This is a genomic window from Nocardiopsis sp. YSL2 (genome assembly GCF_030555055.1).
Taxonomy (GTDB): Bacteria; Actinomycetota; Actinomycetes; order Streptosporangiales; family Streptosporangiaceae; genus Nocardiopsis.
On sequence record NZ_JAMOAO010000001.1, the window covers coordinates 5,512,635 to 5,530,066 of the forward strand.

The following is a 17,432-nucleotide window of genomic DNA, read 5'->3' on the forward strand; positions in this document are numbered from 1 at the left end:
GGATGTCAGTCGTCGCGGTGCGGGTCGGCCGCACCGGCCCGGCAGGGCACCCGCCACACGACCGTGGTGCCCTGCTCCTCGGCCGTGGTGACCGTGACGTGTCCGCCCAGCTCCCGGGCGCGCGACTCGACGTTGCGCAGCCCGCTGCGAACGGCGCCCTCGGGAATGCCGCACCCGTCGTCGACCACCCGCAGGCACAGGTCGTCCCCGACCGACAGCTCCACGTCCACCCGGGTCGCCCCGGCGTGCCGGGAGATGTTGGACAGCAGCTCACGCAGGACCGCCGTCAGGTGTTCGCCGACCGTCTCGTCGACCTCGTTGTCGATGGGGCCCTGAGTCAGCAGGCGGGGCGCGAACCCGAGGGTGTCGCCGGCGCTGTTGACCAGGTCCAGCACCCGGGAGCGCAGCCAGGAGGCGTCCGACCCGGTGCTCTGCAGCGCGAAGATCGTGGAGCGGATCTGGCGGATGGTGTCGTCCAGGTCGGTGACCGCGCCCTGGACCCGGGCCGCGGTGCCCGTGTCGTCGATCCGCCGCACGGTGCCCATCAGGGTGATGGCCGTGGCGTAGAGCCGCTGGATGACGGTGTCGTGCAGGTCGCGGGCGATCCGGTCGCGGTCCTCCAACACGGTCAGGCGCTCGGAGTCCAGACGGGCCTCGGCCAGTTCCAGGGCGACGGCCGCCTGGTCGGCGAAGGACGACAGCACGCCCACCCAGCTCTCCTGAAAGGCGTCCTTGTCCCGGGAACGGGCCAGGAAGAGGATGCCGCGCACGCCCTCGGGCGGTCCGAAGGGCAGCACGAGCACGGGTCCGGCGCCCAGGTCCTTCAGGAAGTCCGCGCCCTGGTGCTCGGGTGCGGAGACGTCGGCCATCATGGCGTCACCGCCCATGTAGACGCGCCCCAGCAGAGTGTCGGGGCCGCAGGAGAGGACGGCTCCCTCCAGGCCCGCCCACGGCCGGCCGCCGTGGTCCCCGACGGCGTCCCAGACCCGCACGGTGAGCGTGCGGGGCTCGGATCCGGGCATGGCGATGACCGCGAAGTCGGCGTGCGCCATGACGCGGGCCCGGCGCGCGACCAGCCGCAGCACCTGGTCGGGAGCGGCCCCGGTCAGCAGCTGCGTGGTGATCTGCCCGGAGGCGTCGAGCCAGGTCTCACGGCTCTGGGACTGGGAGTACAGCTGCGCGTTCTCGATGGCCGTGCCCGCCGCGGTGGCCAGGGCCCGCAGCAGCAGTTCGTCGTCCTCGGTGAACCGGCTGGCGTCGCGCTTGTCGGTCATGTACAGGTTGCCGAACACCTGGTCGCGGATGCGGATGGGCACCCCCAGGAAGGAGTGCATGGGCGGGTGGCCCTCGGGGAACCCGCGCGACTCGGGGTGATCGTGCACGTCGCTGAGCCGCAGCGCGTGCGGTTCCTTGATCAGCAGGCCGAGGATGCCCTTGCCCTCGGGCCAGTGCTCGATGGCGGCGATCTCCTCGGGCTGGAGGCCGACCGGGATGAACCGGGCGAGTTCGCCGTTGGAGCCGATCACGCCCAGGGCGCCGTAGCGGGCGTTGACCAGGCGGGCGGCGGTCTCGGTGATGCGCAGCAGCAGCGGGTCCAGCTGCAGGCCCTCCCCGATGGAGATGACCGCCTCCAGCAGCGTGCGGATCCGGTCCTGGGTCGCGTAGATGTCGGACATGCGCGCCCTGACCTCGTCCAGGAGGTCGTCCAGCCCGGCGCGGGGCAGGGACAGCCGGTACCGCTCGTCGTGCTCGTACGGCTCGTCGCCTGTCTGGCTCATGAGGGTTCATCTCCGGCAGGTGTCGAAGCTTGTGGCTCCGACCTTACGACGGTTCGGATCTCCCCGCCTCCCGGGATCGCGGCGCGGGGCGCAGAAGGCACCCCGAGCCGCTCGCGCTGACCCGCCACGCACCGCCGTCGACCTCGGCCGGTGGGCGCATGTCGGGTGCGCCTGCGTGGAATCGTCCGGACCGTGCTCTCACCAGCGCAGGAAGCGCAGCAGGTCGGTTTTGACCAGCGTGGATCCCGTACCGAGGAGGTGGGCTCCCGTCACCCTCTGGGTCGCGCTCACATGCACGGTCAGGTCCTCGACGCCCGCCAGTGCCGTGAGGTCGATGTGGCCGGCGTACTGGAGGTAGAGGTCCTGCAGGTGGGGCAGGTCCGCGATCCAGGGAGCGATGACCCACGTGGGGCGCCCCGCGGCGTGGTTGCCCAGGTGTAGGTGGCGGAGCTCGGGCATCCGAGTGATCCACGCCGGATTGCCGGGGCGGCTCCAGGACGGGCCCTCGACGCGCAGCGCTGTGACCTTGGCCAGCTCCGCAAGGGGCCGGAAGGAGACCGGCTGATCCCCTTCGTTCTCTCGGATGACCAGGTGCGTCAGCGTTCCGCCCTGGCTCTCCAATCCGTCGAGGCCTTCGAGGCCGGGAGCGGCGAGTACCGTGAGCCTGTGAACGGAGTCGGGGCGGCTCGTCAGGTAGCGCAGATCCGGCATACCGGTCCGCACGAAGGCGAGGGCGTCCAACCCTGTCTCGGGAACCACGTCCCCGAACGGCACCGCGGGAAGCGAGCGGGCCAGCACCAGGCGTTCGAGACTGGCGAATTGCCTGGTCAGGTGAAGATCAAGGGTGCGGTCCGGCCAGCTGAGGTCGAGTTCCTCGATCGGGCTCCCGGTGAGGGGAGCGATGGACGACGCGGAGGCGCTGCCGTAGACCTCGACCCGGTCCAGGAGCGGGATCTCCCGCAGGGGTGCCAGATCGATTCCGTGCCAGTCCTCACCGTCCCGGTTCCGCAGGTGGACGAACGTGACGCCGGACATGGAGGCCAGCTCGTCCACACGCTCCCCGTGCCCGCCCTCCACGGAGACCCGACTGTTGCCCGGCATGTGGAGGGAGTGCAGTGGGATCTGGTCCACGGTCACGGGCACGTAATAGTGCGGGCGCCGCTTCTCCGCCACGGGGAAGAAGGCTCTGGCGAGGTCCGGAGTGCGTTCTTTCCACCAGGCCTGCTGCGCGGCGAGGAAGACACGTTCGGAGTCGAACCTGAGCGCGTCCTCGATGATCGGGACGGACCGCGGTCCGCCGATCGCCGACGCGGTCTCGATGGCCTTCACGGCTTGGCGGGCGTTCTTCGGCGGCGCCTCCGAGAGCAGGGGGAGCGCGTACTCACCGACCAGGGCCAGAGCGTGCACGTGGGCCTCGGTGCGCGGCGGGAGGATGCTCCGCACCCTGTCCCGCACCTCGTCCCGGAGCCGAGGGGACAGCCGGGGCGAGGTCTCCAGGCAGGCGAAGGCCACCAGCAGCAAGCGGTCGCGGTGCTTCTTGACCCGGCCGGAACGCTCCAACAGGCCGCCGATCAGCTCCTCCCTCTGCGCGGGTGTGGCGTGCCCGGCGGCCATCACCACGACCTCGTGCCACTGTTCGTCGTGCGCGTGCTTGATCAGGAGCGGGAAGCTGTCCTCCTCCACGAGTGCCTTGGCCGCCAGGTACTCCTCGAAGGTGCGGTGCAGGAAGCTCACCCGGTCCACGGCCGGGCACTGGAGAAGGCCGCCGCGCACGACCAGGTGGGAGAACACCTCCTCCGGCCGCTCACTGACGCGGTGCATGGCCGCCAGAACACGTGTGACCTGGCGCTGCGCGGTGGCCGTCGGCGCGTCCGAGCTCCCGTTCAGCACGAGCCACCTGGCCAGCTCCTGGTGGAGCAGGACCAGCTCCTGGCGCGACAGGTCGATCCCCTCGATACCGCGCTGCTGGTCGCGGTCCTTGAGCAGCATGGCCAGCGCCGCCTCGTACACCTCCATCCGGTCCCGGGGCAGCGACGTGTGCCGGTCGCGGTACAGGGCGCACAGCAGCGCGCAGAGCAGGGGAGTGGACGCGATCGCGCGCAGGTGGCGCTGGCCCAGGACCTTTCGGGTCAGCTCGGACTGGTAGCGGGTCAGCAGGGCGCGTTCGGCCTCGTCGGCGGTCTGGCCGCGCACGGCCTCGTGCCAGTGGTGGACGAAGGACCGCACGTCCCGTTCCCGCAGCGGTCGGATCTCCGCGCTGGTGAAACCGTCGGCGTCCAGCCACGCCTCACCCGCGGCCCCGGGCCTGGCCGTCACCACGTACCGGCAGTCGGGGAAGTCGGTGAGCAGGTCGCGCAGCCAGCGGCGGGCGTCCTCGCGCCGCCCGGGCGGGAGTTCGTCGACGCCGTCCACCAGCACGACCCCGCGGCCCTCGGCGAGTACGCGCGTGGCCCACCCCGGAGGCGCCTGGTCGGCGAGGTGGCGCCCGGCGTGCCGGACGAAGTCGGCCGGTTCGGGGAGGGGATCGTCCACGTACTGGCGGAGGGGCACCAGGAACGGGACCAGGCCGTTTCAGGCCGCCATCTCGTCGGGGAAGTCGCCCCGTCCGGCGCGTACCCCGATCCAGCGCAGCAGCGTGGTCTTGCCCGTGCCCGCCGACCCGCGCAGGAACGCGCGACGATGGGTCGCGAGTGCCTCCTCCACGCGCACGTCGTGTCCGTCCGGCGCGTACCCGGGGTCCTCGATGTCCGCGTGGGACACCCGCAGACTGAGGTAGGCCGGTGTGAGCGGGTACCGGCGGGTGTGGGCGTCGGTGCCGAAGAGCTCGAGCACGTCCCAGCGCTCGGCCGCCTTGCGGCGGTAGGCGGTCTCGAACGCCGCCTCGGGGTCCTCTTCCCGGCCCACCTGGCGCGGGGGGATCCGGTCCAGGACCTCCTCCAACTGCTCCAGGATGAGGGCCTCGCGGCGCAGGAGCTCGGTGAACGCCCCGCTCTGGAAGTTCGGCAGTGTGGACACTGTGGCCAGCACGTAGGCGCAGGCCTCGGGCAGGACCCGGTCGTAGAGGCCCACGGCCGCGGCGCTCAGGTCCCGCGTGGCGTGCGGGTTGCGTCCGCGGATGTGGCGCTCCAGGTACAGCGGGTCCAGATCCTGCTCGAAGAGTGTGCGGTCGGTGAGACCGGCCCGCGTGAAGGCGTCGGCGACGGCGAGGACGGCGGCCTCGCGCTCGTTCTCCGGCAGCCCCCGGAACTCGTGGTCGAGGTCGGACATGATCCGGTCGGCGATGCTCTCCTCGATCTCGGCGAACCGGCGTTCCAGCCTGCGCTGGTCCCGTTTGCCGGACACCTTCTGCTGAACCAGGTCGACCACCGTCGTGGTGGCGCTCTGAGCGATCGGGTTACCGATCCACAGGCCGCACGCGGCCTTGACCACGGCCACGCCCAGTTTGAGTGCGACGTCGTACACGGAGGGCTTTCCGGTGGGGCGACAGGGGGCGGTTCCGAGCTTATGGCCCGGCGGCCGCCCGGCCCGGTGACCCGGCCCGGCCGGAACCGGCCAGTCCTGAGCGCGCCCGACCGCGGGCGGGCCGGGACGGCACCACGGCCCCGGCCCGCTCCCTCGGCCGTCCGGCTAGGTCGGCACCTCCGCCACGCCGAGCTGGCGCATGAGGCTCAGGTTGTCGTTGTAGTCGTGCTCGCGATAGATCTTGCCGTCCCGGAGCTCCAGGACGTTGCAGTAGGCCATCTCCACGGACCTGCCCGTCGCGGGGATGCCCGCCATCTCGTCGCGGTGCACACCGCGCATCGTCGCCTCCATGACCGCGACGTCGCCCATCTCCAACTGCCGGTGGATGTCGATCTCGAAGCCGGGGAACGCGGTGGTGAACACCGAGATCTTCTCGATGCTCCCCTCGACGCCGTGCTCGGTGCCCTCCTCGTCGGTGAAGGCGTAGTCCGGGTGCAGCAGCGACCGGATCCGGTCGAAGTCAGCCGCCTGAATGGCCTCGAAGTACTCTCGCTGGATCTCTGTGGCCCGTCCCACGGTTCATCCCCCCTCGGATGCTCGGCCGGCGTGGGTCGCCCGTGCCCGGTGGTCCGCGGGGTCGGCCCGAACGCCGAGGAGGGGAACTCGTGCGGGCGCCGACGGAAGTCGTCGGGCACTGGACGGTCGGACCGGGCCACCGGCGGTCGCGCGCGAGCGGAGCCGGTTGTCTCCACGATCGCACAGCTCGACCCCGAAGCGCGGTCAAAGTCGCCTGTGAAGTGCGACGATGGCCGCTTCCGGTCACGTCCGGCGGGCCAGGAGGTAGGCCTGGGGCACGCTCTCGCCCGGGTCGGGCTCGCGGACCGCACGGACGCGGACCGAGAGTCCCGCGTCCGTGAGCAGGTCGGCGACCTCGTCCGGCTGGAGCCGGTGGAAGTCGAGGGAGACCTCGTGTCCGAGCGGCCGGTCCAGGTACAGGGGCTCGTCACCGACCTGGAAGGCGAGCATGAGGTGCCCGCCCGGGACCAGCACCCGGCGGAACTCCGCGAACGCCTCGGGCAGGTGTTCCGGCGGCGTGTGGATGATCGAGTAGTAGGCCAGCGCGCCGCCCACCGAGCCGTCGGGCAGGTCCAGGTCCAGGATCGAGCCCACCTCGAAGCGCAGGCCGGGGTGGTCACGGCGGGCCAACTCGACCATCGCGGGGGAGAGGTCGACCCCGAACACCGGCAGGCCCAGATCGCGCAGGTACGCCGTCACGCGCCCGGACCCGCACCCCAGGTCGGCGACCGGGCCCGCGCCCGAGGCGCGGACGAGCTCGGCGAACACACCCAGCATCGCCCGGTCCACCGGCATCGCGTCGAGCGCGTCGCGGAACCGCTCGGTGTAGTCGGCGGCGAAGGCGTCGTAGAACGTGCGCGCCTCGGCGAGGAAGTCGGCTGGGGCCACGGTCGGGCACTCTACTCGGGTTCGTGGTCGAGCGGCCGTCCGGACGCCGTGCGGCCGTCCCGCAGGGTGAACACGTCGCCCGCCCGGAAATAGCGCCAGCCGTACTTGCTGCGGAAGGACTTCACGTCGTCGAGGCGGCCGGTACGGGCCCACGCGCGCATCGTCGACGGACAGACGCCGACGACGGCCGCCGCCTCGCCGTTGGTGAAGTACATGTCCGGGTGGGTCTCTTCCAGAAAGCGGATGTCTCGTTCGTCCATGAGCCCAGCATCCGCCTCGCCTCCGCCATTGCGCGAGGAAGAAGCATGTGTCTCCAAAGTTAGGGTGCGCAATTCAATGTCGAGTTACGCTTTCATCATGGCGCAACGATTTCCCCAGCACCTCACCAAATTGCGGATATTGTCCGGATTGTCGCAGAGGCAACTCGCGTCTCGGGCAAGAGTCTCCCCGTCCGCGTGCTGTCGGTGGGAGAAGGGCGAGGTCGTCCCCAGGCGCGGACATGTGGAGAACCTGGACCGCGTTCTGAATGCCGAGGGCCGTCTCATTCGCACCTGGCAGCGGGACACCACGGACGGATCGTTGCCGTCATTCATGCAAGACGCCGGATTATTGCAGGCGGAGGCCATCACGATTGACTTCGTGTCCCCCGTGCTGGTGTCCGGGTTGATTCAGTGCCCCTCCTACGCGCGCATTGTTTTTCGCGAAGCGAACCCGACTCTTCCGGATGCGGCCATCGAGAGCCTGGTCACCGCCAGGTGTGCGCGCTTGGCGTATCTGAAGAAGCGAAACAATCCCATGGTGACGGCCGTCTTCCCGGAGAGCGCGCTCACGTGGCCTCCGGAATCGGTGCGCCGGGAACAAGCCGAACACCTGCTCGCGCTGATGGGTGACGAACGGATGCGTGTTCACCTGGTGCCGAGTGGGTCGGTACTGGTCGGAGTGACGTCTCCGCTGTTTCTGGTGAAGCTGGTCGATGGAGGCAGGGCGGCTTCGAGCGATCACGTCAGCGGTAACGTGATCATCGAGGATTCAGAGGACTTCGAGCGGCTGTCCGAACTGGTCAAACGCGCCTTGGGTGCCTCCCTCCCCGAAGGTCAGTCCCGGAAAGCACTGGAGGATCTACTGTGAGTGGCTGGCACAAGTCCAGTTGGTCGGACACCGGTGGCCATTGCGTGGAAGTGCGTGAGCAGCAGGATGCGGTGGACGTGCGAGACACGCAGAACCGGAGCGCCGGTCACCTGTCCTTCTCCGCCGTGGAATGGGCCGCGCTACTGGCGGCGGCCGCGCGCTGAACCGGCGCCCGTATCGGGAGGGCCCCGCCGGACGTGTCCGACGGGGCCCTCCCGCAGGGGGTGCTCGCTACCATCATGCGGTCAGCGAGGGGATCGCGTCCAGGGAGTCGTCCCTGCTCTCGCGGCTGAGCAACAGCGCGACCAGCGCGGCGGCGCCGGTCGGCACCAGCCGACCGCCCACCCGGTCCAGGCCGAACCGTCCGGTCACCCGGGTCGCGACGTAGGGGCGTACGACGCCCCCGGCAGGCCCGCGGCGTCGTACGCCACCGACGCGCCCGTGTGGCGGGCGCGGGCCGGGAGGGACGTGTCCGCGGGACTCACGGTGCGGACCTTGCGCCGGGGGCCGGTCGGCGCCCGTGCCGGGTCGGTGTGCGGCCGATCGGGACCCGGCTCCGCCGCGGGGATGTGAGGTGCCTCACCCGGGAGCCGTGTCACGAACGGCGCCGCCGCCCTCGTCCTGTGCTGCGAAGGCGTCCACGAAGGCCGCCGCCACGCGGAAGGACCACGATTCCCATGACTCACCGACTGCTCGTCCTCGGGGCCGGCTACGCCGGGCTCGCGGCCGCTCGCCGTGCCCACGACCTCGCCCGGCACGAGCGCGCCGACGTCACCGTCACGCTCGTCAACGCCACCCGGGACTTCATCGAACGCGTCCGCCTGCACCAGGTCGCCGCGGGCCAGGACGTCGGTGTGCACGCCCTGGACCAGGCACTCGACGGCACCGGCATCGGCCTCGTCGTCGGCCTGGTCGAGCACGTGGACCCCGACGCCCGCACCCTCACGGTCCGCGGGGACCAGGGGGCGCGCACACTCGGCTACGACTCGCTCGTCCTCGCCCCCGGCAGCACGGCCCGCGCCGGAGTCGTGCCCGGCGCCGACGAGCACGCCCTGGCCATCGCCGACCTGGACGGCGCACGGGCCGTCGCCGAGCGCGTCGCCGCCGACCGGCCCCAGCGCCTGGTGGTGGTCGGCGGCGGGCTCACCGGTATCGAGGCCGCCACGGAGATGGCCGAGTCCCACCCGGGTCTCGGGGTCGAACTCGTCACCCGAGGCGAGGTCGCGCCGGGGGTCGCGCCCCGGGCGCGGACCCATGTGCGCCGTGTCCTGCACCGGCTCGGTGTGGTGCTGCGCGAGCACGCGGGTGTCGGCGAGGTCGACGCCACGGGCCTGCTGTTGTCCGACGGCGCGCGGGTTCCGGCCGACCTCGTGGTGTGGAACGCCGGGTTCAGCGCCTCCGGACTGCCCGCGGCGATCGGCCTGTCCGTCGACGACGACGGCCGCGCGCTGGTCGACGCCTCCCAGCGCTCGCTCTCCCACCCCGACGTCCTCGTCGTGGGCGACGCGGCCCGCGCCGACGGTGCCACGGGGGATCCGTTGCGCATGTCCTGCGCCATGGGCCTGCCGATGGGTTGGAGCGCCGCCGAGACCGTCCTGGCCGACCTCGCCGGGCGCGCACCCGACACCACCCCGTTCGGCTACCTGATCCAGTGCGTCAGCCTGGGCCGGCACGACGGCCTCGTCCAGTTCGTGCGCCCCGACGACAGCCCCCGCGCGGCCTTCCTGACCGGGCGCCTCGCGGCGCGTGTCAAGGAGTACATCGTGGCCGGGGCCTACGACAGCGCGCGCACCGGCGGCCAGGCCGCCACGAACCTGCGCCTGACCCGGAACGCGGGCCGGCGGCACCTGCGCCGGAACCACGCCCGGACCGGCGCGGTTCAGGACCGGGCGCCCTCGGCGGGAGCGTCGAACGGCGTGTCCCGCGGCGTCGCGAGGAAGGGCCGCATGACGCGCTCGGCCAGCGGTGTCGACGACAGCCGCAGGGCCTGACGGCGGACGAACAGGCGGGCGGGCGTGGCCGGGACGAACCACTTCGCCAGGCTGCGGCCCGCGCGCTGCTTGGTGTCGATGACCGGCTTGACCCGGCCCTCGTAGCGCCGCAGCGCGGCCGCGACCTCGTCCGTCCCCGCCTTGGCCGCCCCGCTCCCCGGAGCCAGGCGGCCGAGCTCCTGGGCCAGGACCTCGGCGGCGGCCACCGCCATGCTCGCCCCCTGCCCCGCCATCAGCGAGACCGCCTGGCACGCGTCGCCGACCAGGGCCACGCGCGCGTCGGACCAGCCCGGCATGACGATCTGCCCGACCTCGTCGTAGTACGGCCGGGGCGGGCACGCCGCGAGCAGACGGGGCACCAGCCACCCCAGGCCCCCGTGCACCTCCAGCAGCCGTGCGCGCGGGTCCTGCGGCAACGAGCCGTCCGGGGACAGGTGGCACAGGAACGCGGCCCCGGTCGTGTCGGACAGGCGGTACATCCCCGCCTGGACGCCGGGGGCCTCCACGGCCTGGAACTCGTTCGCCAGGACCCCCATCAGTTCGGGGTCGGTGAACACGTAGGCCGCGGCGTGCGCTCCCAGGTAGCGGCGGTAGCGCGACTCCGGACCGAACACGAGCCGCCGCGTGCGCGAGTGGATCCCGTCGGCCCCCACGAGCACGTCGGCGCGCTCGGCCGAACCGTCGGTGAGGACCGCCGTGACGCCCTCGTCGTCCTGGCGCACCTCCTCGATCCCGGTCCCGTACCGCACGTCGGCCGCGGGGCCCAGCGCCTCGCGCAGCACGCCCTCCAGGTCGCCGCGCAGCAGGGTCAGAAAGCGGCCGCCGGTGATCCGTGCGGGCACCGAGGCGTCGAGGCGGGCCGAGTCGCGGCCGTCGGCCCTGCGGTAGCGCACCGCGTTCAGCCCGAGCCCGGACTCGTGGACCCGCGCGCGCAGGCCCATCCGCTCCAGGGTGTCGTAGCCGGGGCCGAAGTAGTCGATGACGTAACCGCGGTCCAGTGTGCCGTCGATGGAGTCCGGCGCGTCCAGGGCCGCCAGGCCGGAGGCGGGGGAGGGGGCCGGGCCCCGCTCGACGACGGTGGCCTCCCAGCCCTCGTGCCGCAGCCACCACGCCGTGGCCAGACCGGCGATGCCGCCGCCGATGATGATCGCTCTCATCTGGGGTCTCCTTCGGTGGTGGGCGCCGCGAGCATGCGGCGCAGGGGTTCGAGATAGGCCTCGGCGGGCGGCACCGGGCCCAGCGCCCGGTGCAGGACCACGCCGTCGAAGAACGCGCACACCAGTTCGGCGGCGGCCTCCGGCTGCGCGGTGCCGTGCCTCCTCAGCCACGCGGCGATGGCGTCCCGGGTCTCGACCACGATCCGCGCCATGACCGCGTGCAGCTCGGGGTCGCGGGTCGCGGCCAGGTAGGCCTCGGTGACCAGGACGGACGCGGGATCGTCGCCCTGGTACTCGTCCATCTCCCGCAGGGCCGCCACCACCCCCTCGGCGGGGTCGGGCGCGGCGGTCAGGGCCGCGAGCGGGCCGGAGAGCACGTCATCCAGGACGGTGGCCGCGGCGGCGCGCAGCAGTGCGGGCAGCGAGTCGAAGTGGTAGTGGACGAGTCCGGGGCGCACCTGCGCGCGGGAGGCCACCAGGCGGGTGGTGACCGCGTTCCACCCCACTTCCGGGATCAGCTCCACGGCCGCGGACAGCAGCTTGGCGCGGCTGGAACGCCCCCGTTCGGCGGAGGTGGCGCCCGCTCCGGTTTGGTCATATGCCTTGGTCATATGACCAAACTAGGGGAATGAGGGACCGAAGGCAAGAGGGAGTCGTGGACGGGGGAGGGCGGAGGCGCGGACCGCGGGGGTCCGGATGGGGCGCGCCGGTCGGCGGCCGGGCTCAGCGCGGGTCCAGGGGCCCCGGACGCACCACGCGGGTGCAGTTGTCACGGAACCGCTTGACCAGCTCGCCGTTGGGGCGGTCGCTGCGCTCGACCCACTCCCGCGCGGCCTCCTCGCTCGCCCCGCCCGAGACCTGGCGGAGGTGGAGCCGCTCCTCGCGCACCCGGTCGTCGGCCTCGACGTACCACAGCTGAGCGAAGAGCCCCCGCAGCCGGTGCCAGGGCTCCTCGTCGCTGGCGAGGTAGTTGCCCTCGGTCACCACCAGCACGGTGTGCGGGTCCACCACGTGCCGCGCGGCCACCGGCTCGTGCAGCCGCCGGTCGTAGTCCGGCACGTACACGGGGTGCTCCGTCTCGGCCAGCAGGCGCCGGACGAGCGCCACGTAGCCGTGCGCGTCGAAGGTGTCGGGGGCGCCCTTGCGGTCGCGCCGACCCAGGCGGTCGAGTTGGGCGTTGGACAGGTGGAAGCCGTCCATCGGCAGGTATCCGGCCGCCCCCGGCCCCAGCCGGTCGTCGACCCGCGCCACCAGGTGGCGGGCGAGCGTCGACTTCCCCGCGCCCGGGGCACCGGTCAGGCCGAGGACCGCGCGCCGCCCTGGGCGGGCCGCGGCCTCACGTGCGATCCGGAGGGCTTCTGCGGCGAGCGAGTCGGACATGCGCACGAGCCTACGCGCTGCGGGGCCCGCGGCGCGGCCCGCCACCGGGGCGGGCCACGCGATGCGCCGCGGCCCCCGCCCCGGGGCGGCCGGGGCTCAGGGCGCGTGGCCGACGAAGGCCAGGGCCTGGCGCAGCAGCACGCCCTGGCCGCCGGTCATCTCCTCGATCACCTTCGGGCTGGCCGCCTCCTCCGGAGTGAACCAGATCAGGTCCAGGGCGTCCTGTCGCGGCTGGCAGTCACCGGAGACCGGCACGATGTAGGCCATCGCCACCGCGTGCTGGCGCGGGTCGTGGAAGGGCGTGACGCCGGGCGTGGGGAAGTACTCCGCCACCGTGAACGGTTGCGGGGCGGTCGGGATGCGCGGCAGCGCCACCGGGCCCAGGTCCTTCTCCAGGTGCCGCAGGAGGGCGTCGCGCACCCGCTCGTGGTAGAGCACCCTCCCGGAGACCACGGAGCGGTTGAAGCTGCCGTCGGGCGCGGCCCGCATCAACAGACCGAAATGGGTCACCTGCCCCGTCTCGTCCACCCGTACGGGCACGGCCTGGACGTAGAGCACCGGCATGCGGCCGCGGATACTCTCCAGTTCCTCGGCGGAGAACCAGCCGGGCTGGGTGTCGGCGGTGTCGGTCATGGGGTGCGCGGCGGTGCGTCCAGCGGCGCGCGCCTGGCGCGGCCGGGATGCGGCCACCGCTCCCTCCCTTCGCTCGGTCGGCGTCACTGGAGGACCAGTCTCCCGTCCGTGGCGGACGGGAACGCACAGTGCCTTACTGCTTCTACCGCACGCGGGGGCCCGACGCACGGTGCGGGGGCGGATCCGAGTGTCCGAGAGGAGTGGTGACCGCCAGGCGTACGGTCCGGGCGGGCGGCCACGAACGCGATGTCGGCCTTCGGTGAGATTTCGCGCGGTTTTCGCATCGAAAGCCTCCCCGAACCTCCCTGGAGAGGTTACGATCTCGTACGCGGTTGCGTAGTGGACAGGTCACGTCCGGTGAGAGGTGGTTCCGAGTGGCACGCGATGCCCGGTTCTGTGCCCAGGAGCATTCCGCCTGTACAGGTGTCACCGTGGTACCCGTCCACGGCGAGGTCGACTTCGCCACGGCCGACCGGATGCGCGATCGGCTCCTGCGGGCGGTGTACGACTCACGGTGCGACTGCCTGGTGGTGGACATGTCCGGGCTGGAGTTCTTCGACGCGAGCGGTGTCCGCGCCCTGGTCACCGTCGCCAGGATCCTGTGGGCCCAGGGCCGGCACACGGTGCTGGCCGAGCCCTCACCCATCGCCGACCGCGTCCTGAGCGCGCTCGACATGGGCCGGGTCTTCGAGATCTACCCGCTGCTGGAGATGGCGCTGACCCACACCAGCGGTCTGCGCGTGGACAGCGACCCCATCGCCAACAACCCGGTCCCCTGAGGGGCGTCGGCCGCCCCTGGGCCCGCGCGGCGCCCTCCCGTCGGCGAGGGCAGCGCGTGCCGGGTGCCCTCCCTCATTCCGGGGCCGCCGCCTCACGGGCGCGGCCGCCGCCGTCCCCGCCGTCCTCACGGACCAGGAAGGGCGCCAACAGGTCGGGCACGGCCGCGTCCGCCCAGGCCAGGCCCTGCCCCAGGCCCACGTCCCTGGCCGCGTACATCCCCTGGCCCGCGGCGGTCGTGGCCGCCACGTCGGCCAGGTCCAGCCGGCGCTGGAAGGGCGAGCGCGTGATCCGCCAGCCGATCACCGCCGACCGCTGCAGCGCCACGGTGTCGCGCGCGGCCATGCCGCCGCGCACCACCAGGAAGCGCGGGTGCACTCCGTGGCCGAGCCCGCGGTAGGAGCCCACCGCGTACCAGAACGCCGCCGCCGCGACCAGCACGGCCAGGAACGCCCATCCCCAACTCGGTGTCGTCTCCACCGCCCGCGACGCCAGCGGCACCGGGATGATCTCCTCCTCGATCCGGTGGACCGCGTCCCACCACGCCCGCGTCGCGAGCGTGTGCAGCCACGCCAGCGCGGCCGAGGCCGCCACGCCCAGCAGGGTCACGAACCCGGCCCGCGTGAACCGGCGGCGCAGCGCGGCGCGCGGGTGCCGGGCCAACGGGACGTCCAGGGGCGAGTCGTCCTCCTGGACCAGCGCGGCGGCCAGCGCGCGGGCGCGTCCGACCGGCATCGGCGGGGACAGGCGGCTCTTGGCACTGGTCTTCTCGTCGTCGGCGGCGGCCAGCCCGGTCGCCACCGCCCGCACGTCCGCCCCGCCCACCGACCGCAGCACGAACGGCTGGTGCAGGGTGACGCCGTTGAGGCGGCGGCCCTCCACCGACAGCGACACGCTGGTCAACAGGCCGCGGCGCAGCCGGACCGACCCGTCGGCCTCGCGGGTGAGCCGGTAGTTCCACCAGGTCTCGACGGCGATGGCGGTCAGCACGACCACACCCGACAGCAGCAGGACGAGGAGGGTCACGGGTACCACGACCAGTATCCGTGTCATCACCATCGAGGCGAGTTCCTCGGTGGTGGGCAGGTTCGCCTGTTCGGACGCCCACTCCCACGCCCAGCCGCCGGTCTGGGCGTTCAGACCCACCACCGCGGCGATGAAGCCCACGCCGATACCGAGCGTCGCGGTGGTCGCCGGCGCGTAGGCGAACCACGCCCGGTCGAGCCGGGCCAGCTCGACCTCCCCGGAATCCTCGGCGCCCTCGGCGGACGCGTCGGCGCCGGCGGTCTGTCCGCGCAGCAGTAGTTCCCGGCGCAGCCGCTCGCCCTGCTCCGCGGTCACGTACAGCAGCTGGAGCTGGTCGGAGCCGCCCTGGTCGCCCGTGCCGACCGTGACCGAGCACAGGCCGAACACGCGCACGAAGAGGGGTGCGTTCACGTCCACGCTGCGCACGCGTTCGCGGGGGATGGAGCGGTAGGCCTTGGCGACGACGCCCGAGCGCATCTCCATGCGCTCGTCGGTGACGCGGAACCGGGTGGCGCGCAGGCGCAGCAGGTCGATGGAGGTGAAGAGCGCCAGGAGTGCGATCGTTCCGGGCAGCGGGGCCAGCGCCCACCAGGGCTGGGGCGCGGCGAACACGATCGCCGCGGTGCCGAGGACGGCCGTCGGGACCATGAAGATCCCCGCGGCGAGCGTGCCGGCCCAGACGCTCAGAGGGTGCAGCCGCTGCCAGTCCCCGGGCAGGTCGCTCACCGGCGCCGGGGCGTTCTCCGCGGCCGGGGCGGTCTCGGGGGTCCGCTCGGGCTCGGACGCGGGCTCGGGGGCGGGTTCCGCCGCCGCAGGAGCGGGGTCGGCGGGCTTGTGGGCCCGCTCCCCGGGGCGGATGCCGTCGGGGTCGCTCATGTGGCGTCTCCCTCCGTGGCCTGGGTGGTCTCGGTGAGCTGGTCGGCCACCCGGGTGGCCAGTTCGTGGTCGAGCCCGGAGATGGCGATCGGACCGGCCGCCGAAGCGGTGGTCACGGTCACGCTCGACAGGCCGAACACGCGCTGGAGCGGGCCGCGGGCGGTGTCGACGGTCTGGATGCGCGACATCGGGGCCACCCGCCACTCCTGCCACAGCCAGCCGCTGGCCGTGTAGACGGCGGTGTCGGTGACCTCCCAGCGGTGGACCCGGTAGCGCCACCAGGGCATCGCCACGGTGACCAGCAGGCCGACGCCGCCGACGACGGCGGTGGCCGGGACGAGCCAGGGGCGCGCGGGCTCGAAGACGACGGCGGGGATCGCGGGCGCCGCGGTCAGGACCACGGCCACGGCCAGCGCACGGGTGGTCCACCACAGGATCGCGCGCCGGTCCACGCGGTGGTGGGGTGGGCGCAGTCGCAGAGCGTCGGTGCTCATCGCGTCCGCCTCTCTTCATCGTCCGGGCCCGGGAAGCGGGCCGCCTCGTAAAAGTGATATCACAATGCTATTGTCGTGTCATCACCCCGAGAGGACGGTAGAACCGATGAGCGAACCCGTACCGACCATCACTCCAGCTCCGCGGTACCGGGAGCGCGCCGCCTTCGGCTACGACGGGATCCCCGTGGCCGCGGCCTGCGCGGTGCTGACACTGGCCGGCGTCGCCCTGGCCCTCCTGCCGCTCCTGGGCGCCCCCGCCCTCCTCGTCGCCGTGGGCGTCGTGCTCGCCCTCGTCGGCGCGGTACCGGCCCTGGGCCTGACGATGGTCGCGCCCAACCAGGCCCAGGTCGTGCAGTTCTTCGGCCGCTACGTCGGCACCATCCGCACCGACGGCCTGCGCTGGGTCAACCCGTTCACCGTGCGCAACTCCGTCTCCACGCGCATCCGCAACCACGAGACCTCCGTCATGAAGGTCAACGACGCCTCCGGCAGCCCCATCGAGATCGCCGCGGTCGTGGTCTGGCAGGTCCAGGACACCGCCCGTGCGAGCTTCGAGGTCGACGACTTCGTGGAGTTCGTGTCCATCCAGACCGAGGCCGCCGTGCGGCGCATCGCGGGCGAGTACCCCTACGACGCCCACGGCGAGGACACGGAGCTGTCCCTGCGCGACAGCGCCGACGTCATCACGGAGAAGCTCGCCAAGGAGGTCGCCGACCGGGTCGAGGCGGCGGGGGTGGCGATCGTGGAGTGCCGCTTCACCCATCTGGCCTACGCGCCCGAGATCGCGCACGCGATGCTCCAGCGCCAGCAGGCCGGTGCGATGATCGCCGCGCGCCAACAGATCGTGGAGGGCGCCGTGGGCATGGTCGACCGCGCGCTGGCCCGGCTCTCGGACGAGGAGGTCGTGGAACTCGACGAGGAGCGCAAGGCCGCGATGGTCAGCAACCTGCTCGTGGTGCTGTGCTCGGACCGCCCCGCCAGCCCCGTCGTCAACACCGGGACCCTGTACCAGTAGCCGTCGGGGGTGGCAGTGTCCGATCGCAAGAAGGTCCTGCTGCGGCTCGACCCCGCCGTCCACGACGCGCTCGCGCGCTGGGCGGGGCAGGAGCTGCGCAGCACCAACGCCCAGATCGAGTTCCTTCTGCGCCGCGCGCTGGACGAGGCCGGACGGATGCCGAAGGACGCCGGGGGGATGCCGCGCCGCGGACGACCGCGCAAGCAGGCCCCGGAGGGGGGCGAGAGCGGTGCCTGACGGCGCCGGGTGAC

The 17,432-nt window shown here is 72.6% G+C and carries 19 protein-coding genes; 6 read left to right on the forward strand and 13 right to left on the reverse strand.

The window, feature by feature from the left end; genetic code table 11:
- Positions 1-5: 5 nt before the first annotated feature.
- From M1P99_RS24360 to M1P99_RS24385, 6 genes are all read right to left on the reverse strand, one after another.
- Positions 6-1,778, reverse strand: a complete 1,773-nt coding sequence (locus M1P99_RS24360; RefSeq protein WP_304454906.1) for a GAF domain-containing protein — start codon at positions 1,776-1,778, stop codon at positions 6-8.
- 198 nt (positions 1,779-1,976) lie between these two features.
- Positions 1,977-4,328: an NACHT domain-containing NTPase gene (locus M1P99_RS24365; protein ID WP_369696571.1), complete on the reverse strand. Its 2,352-nt coding sequence runs from the start codon at positions 4,326-4,328 to the stop codon at positions 1,977-1,979.
- Positions 4,329-4,349: 21 nt separating this feature from the next.
- The gene (locus tag M1P99_RS24370; RefSeq protein WP_304454907.1) at positions 4,350-5,240 is read right to left on the reverse strand and encodes a hypothetical protein; all 891 of its coding nucleotides are present in this window, start codon (positions 5,238-5,240) and stop codon (positions 4,350-4,352) included.
- A gap of 165 nt (positions 5,241-5,405) precedes the next feature.
- Positions 5,406-5,816 (reverse strand): ester cyclase, encoded by a 411-nt coding sequence (locus tag M1P99_RS24375; protein WP_304454908.1) that lies wholly within the window; start codon positions 5,814-5,816, stop codon positions 5,406-5,408.
- Positions 5,817-6,059: 243 nt separating this feature from the next.
- A complete protein-coding gene (locus tag M1P99_RS24380) occupies positions 6,060-6,704 on the reverse strand; it encodes a class I SAM-dependent methyltransferase (RefSeq protein WP_304454909.1) in 645 nt (214 codons plus the stop codon).
- Positions 6,705-6,715: 11 nt separating this feature from the next.
- Positions 6,716-6,964, reverse strand: coding sequence for a helix-turn-helix domain-containing protein (locus M1P99_RS24385; protein WP_304454910.1), 249 nt, complete (start codon positions 6,962-6,964; stop codon positions 6,716-6,718).
- Between the two features lie 97 nt (positions 6,965-7,061).
- Here M1P99_RS24385 and M1P99_RS24390 point away from each other — a divergent pair, with 97 nt between their 5' ends.
- Entirely contained in the window at positions 7,062-7,832 is a 771-nt protein-coding gene (locus M1P99_RS24390) for a helix-turn-helix transcriptional regulator (RefSeq protein WP_304455818.1), read from the forward strand.
- The gene (locus tag M1P99_RS24395; RefSeq protein WP_304454911.1) at positions 7,829-7,996 is read left to right on the forward strand and encodes a DUF397 domain-containing protein; all 168 of its coding nucleotides are present in this window, start codon (positions 7,829-7,831) and stop codon (positions 7,994-7,996) included. Before M1P99_RS24390 ends, M1P99_RS24395 begins: the two co-directional genes overlap by 4 nt.
- Positions 7,997-8,069: 73 nt before the next feature.
- Here M1P99_RS24395 and M1P99_RS24400 read toward each other — a convergent pair whose 3' ends face one another.
- Positions 8,070-8,204, reverse strand: coding sequence for a hypothetical protein (locus tag M1P99_RS24400; RefSeq protein WP_304454912.1), 135 nt, complete (start codon positions 8,202-8,204; stop codon positions 8,070-8,072).
- 305 nt (positions 8,205-8,509) lie between these two features.
- On the opposite strand from M1P99_RS24400, the gene M1P99_RS24405 reads away from it, so the two are divergent.
- Positions 8,510-9,823, forward strand: coding sequence for an NAD(P)/FAD-dependent oxidoreductase (locus tag M1P99_RS24405; RefSeq protein WP_304454913.1), 1,314 nt, complete (start codon positions 8,510-8,512; stop codon positions 9,821-9,823).
- Here M1P99_RS24405 and M1P99_RS24410 read toward each other — a convergent pair.
- The 4 genes from M1P99_RS24410 to M1P99_RS24425 form a co-directional block, all read right to left on the reverse strand.
- Positions 9,712-10,980, reverse strand: a complete 1,269-nt coding sequence (locus tag M1P99_RS24410) for an FAD-dependent oxidoreductase (protein ID WP_304454914.1) — start codon at positions 10,978-10,980, stop codon at positions 9,712-9,714. The genes M1P99_RS24405 and M1P99_RS24410 overlap by 112 nt on opposite strands.
- On the reverse strand, positions 10,977-11,591 hold the full coding sequence (locus M1P99_RS24415; RefSeq protein WP_304454915.1) for a TetR/AcrR family transcriptional regulator: 615 nt from the start codon (positions 11,589-11,591) through the stop codon (positions 10,977-10,979). The genes M1P99_RS24410 and M1P99_RS24415 overlap by 4 nt, the downstream gene beginning before the upstream one ends.
- Positions 11,592-11,703: 112 nt before the next feature.
- Positions 11,704-12,360 (reverse strand): nucleoside/nucleotide kinase family protein, encoded by a 657-nt coding sequence (locus M1P99_RS24420; protein ID WP_304454916.1) that lies wholly within the window; start codon positions 12,358-12,360, stop codon positions 11,704-11,706.
- A 96-nt stretch (positions 12,361-12,456) separates the two neighbouring features.
- A complete protein-coding gene (locus M1P99_RS24425) occupies positions 12,457-12,993 on the reverse strand; it encodes an NUDIX hydrolase family protein (protein ID WP_304455819.1) in 537 nt (178 codons plus the stop codon).
- Between the two features lie 374 nt (positions 12,994-13,367).
- Between M1P99_RS24425 and M1P99_RS24430 the strand changes: the two genes are divergently transcribed.
- A complete protein-coding gene (locus M1P99_RS24430; protein WP_304454917.1) occupies positions 13,368-13,772 on the forward strand; it encodes an STAS domain-containing protein in 405 nt (134 codons plus the stop codon).
- A 73-nt stretch (positions 13,773-13,845) separates the two neighbouring features.
- Here M1P99_RS24430 and M1P99_RS24435 read toward each other — a convergent pair whose 3' ends face one another.
- A complete protein-coding gene (locus M1P99_RS24435) occupies positions 13,846-15,672 on the reverse strand; it encodes a PH domain-containing protein (protein WP_304454918.1) in 1,827 nt (608 codons plus the stop codon).
- Positions 15,669-16,166 carry a PH domain-containing protein gene (locus M1P99_RS24440; RefSeq protein WP_304454919.1) on the reverse strand — a complete coding sequence of 166 codons (498 nt, stop codon included), beginning with the start codon at positions 16,164-16,166 and terminating at the stop codon, positions 15,669-15,671. The genes M1P99_RS24435 and M1P99_RS24440 overlap by 4 nt, the downstream gene beginning before the upstream one ends.
- Before the next feature lie 106 nt (positions 16,167-16,272).
- Here M1P99_RS24440 and M1P99_RS24445 point away from each other — a divergent pair, with 106 nt between their 5' ends.
- On the forward strand, positions 16,273-17,181 hold the full coding sequence (locus M1P99_RS24445; RefSeq protein ID WP_304454920.1) for an SPFH domain-containing protein: 909 nt from the start codon (positions 16,273-16,275) through the stop codon (positions 17,179-17,181).
- Positions 17,182-17,196: 15 nt separating this feature from the next.
- Entirely contained in the window at positions 17,197-17,418 is a 222-nt protein-coding gene (locus tag M1P99_RS24450) for a hypothetical protein (protein WP_304455820.1), read from the forward strand.
- The last annotated feature ends 14 nt before the right edge of the window (positions 17,419-17,432 follow it).

Excerpts from the sequence above, each read along its gene's own strand:
- M1P99_RS24425 (WP_304455819.1), bottom strand. The coding sequence starts at position 12,993 with ATGACCGACACCGCCGACACCCAGCCCGGCTGGTTCTCCGCCGAGGAA.
- M1P99_RS24435 (WP_304454918.1), bottom strand. The coding sequence starts at position 15,672 with ATGAGCGACCCCGACGGCATCCGCCCCGGGGAGCGGGCCCACAAGCCC.
- M1P99_RS24410 (WP_304454914.1), bottom strand. The coding sequence starts at position 10,980 with ATGAGAGCGATCATCATCGGCGGCGGCATCGCCGGTCTGGCCACGGCG.
- M1P99_RS24440 (WP_304454919.1), bottom strand. The coding sequence starts at position 16,166 with ATGAGCACCGACGCTCTGCGACTGCGCCCACCCCACCACCGCGTGGAC.
- M1P99_RS24385 (WP_304454910.1), bottom strand. The coding sequence starts at position 6,964 with ATGGACGAACGAGACATCCGCTTTCTGGAAGAGACCCACCCGGACATG.
- M1P99_RS24445 (WP_304454920.1), top strand. The coding sequence starts at position 16,273 with ATGAGCGAACCCGTACCGACCATCACTCCAGCTCCGCGGTACCGGGAG.
- M1P99_RS24360 (WP_304454906.1), bottom strand. The coding sequence starts at position 1,778 with ATGAGCCAGACAGGCGACGAGCCGTACGAGCACGACGAGCGGTACCGG.
- M1P99_RS24390 (WP_304455818.1), top strand. The coding sequence starts at position 7,062 with ATGGCGCAACGATTTCCCCAGCACCTCACCAAATTGCGGATATTGTCC.
- M1P99_RS24420 (WP_304454916.1), bottom strand. The coding sequence starts at position 12,360 with ATGTCCGACTCGCTCGCCGCAGAAGCCCTCCGGATCGCACGTGAGGCC.
- M1P99_RS24405 (WP_304454913.1), top strand. The coding sequence starts at position 8,510 with ATGACTCACCGACTGCTCGTCCTCGGGGCCGGCTACGCCGGGCTCGCG.
- M1P99_RS24415 (WP_304454915.1), bottom strand. The coding sequence starts at position 11,591 with ATGACCAAGGCATATGACCAAACCGGAGCGGGCGCCACCTCCGCCGAA.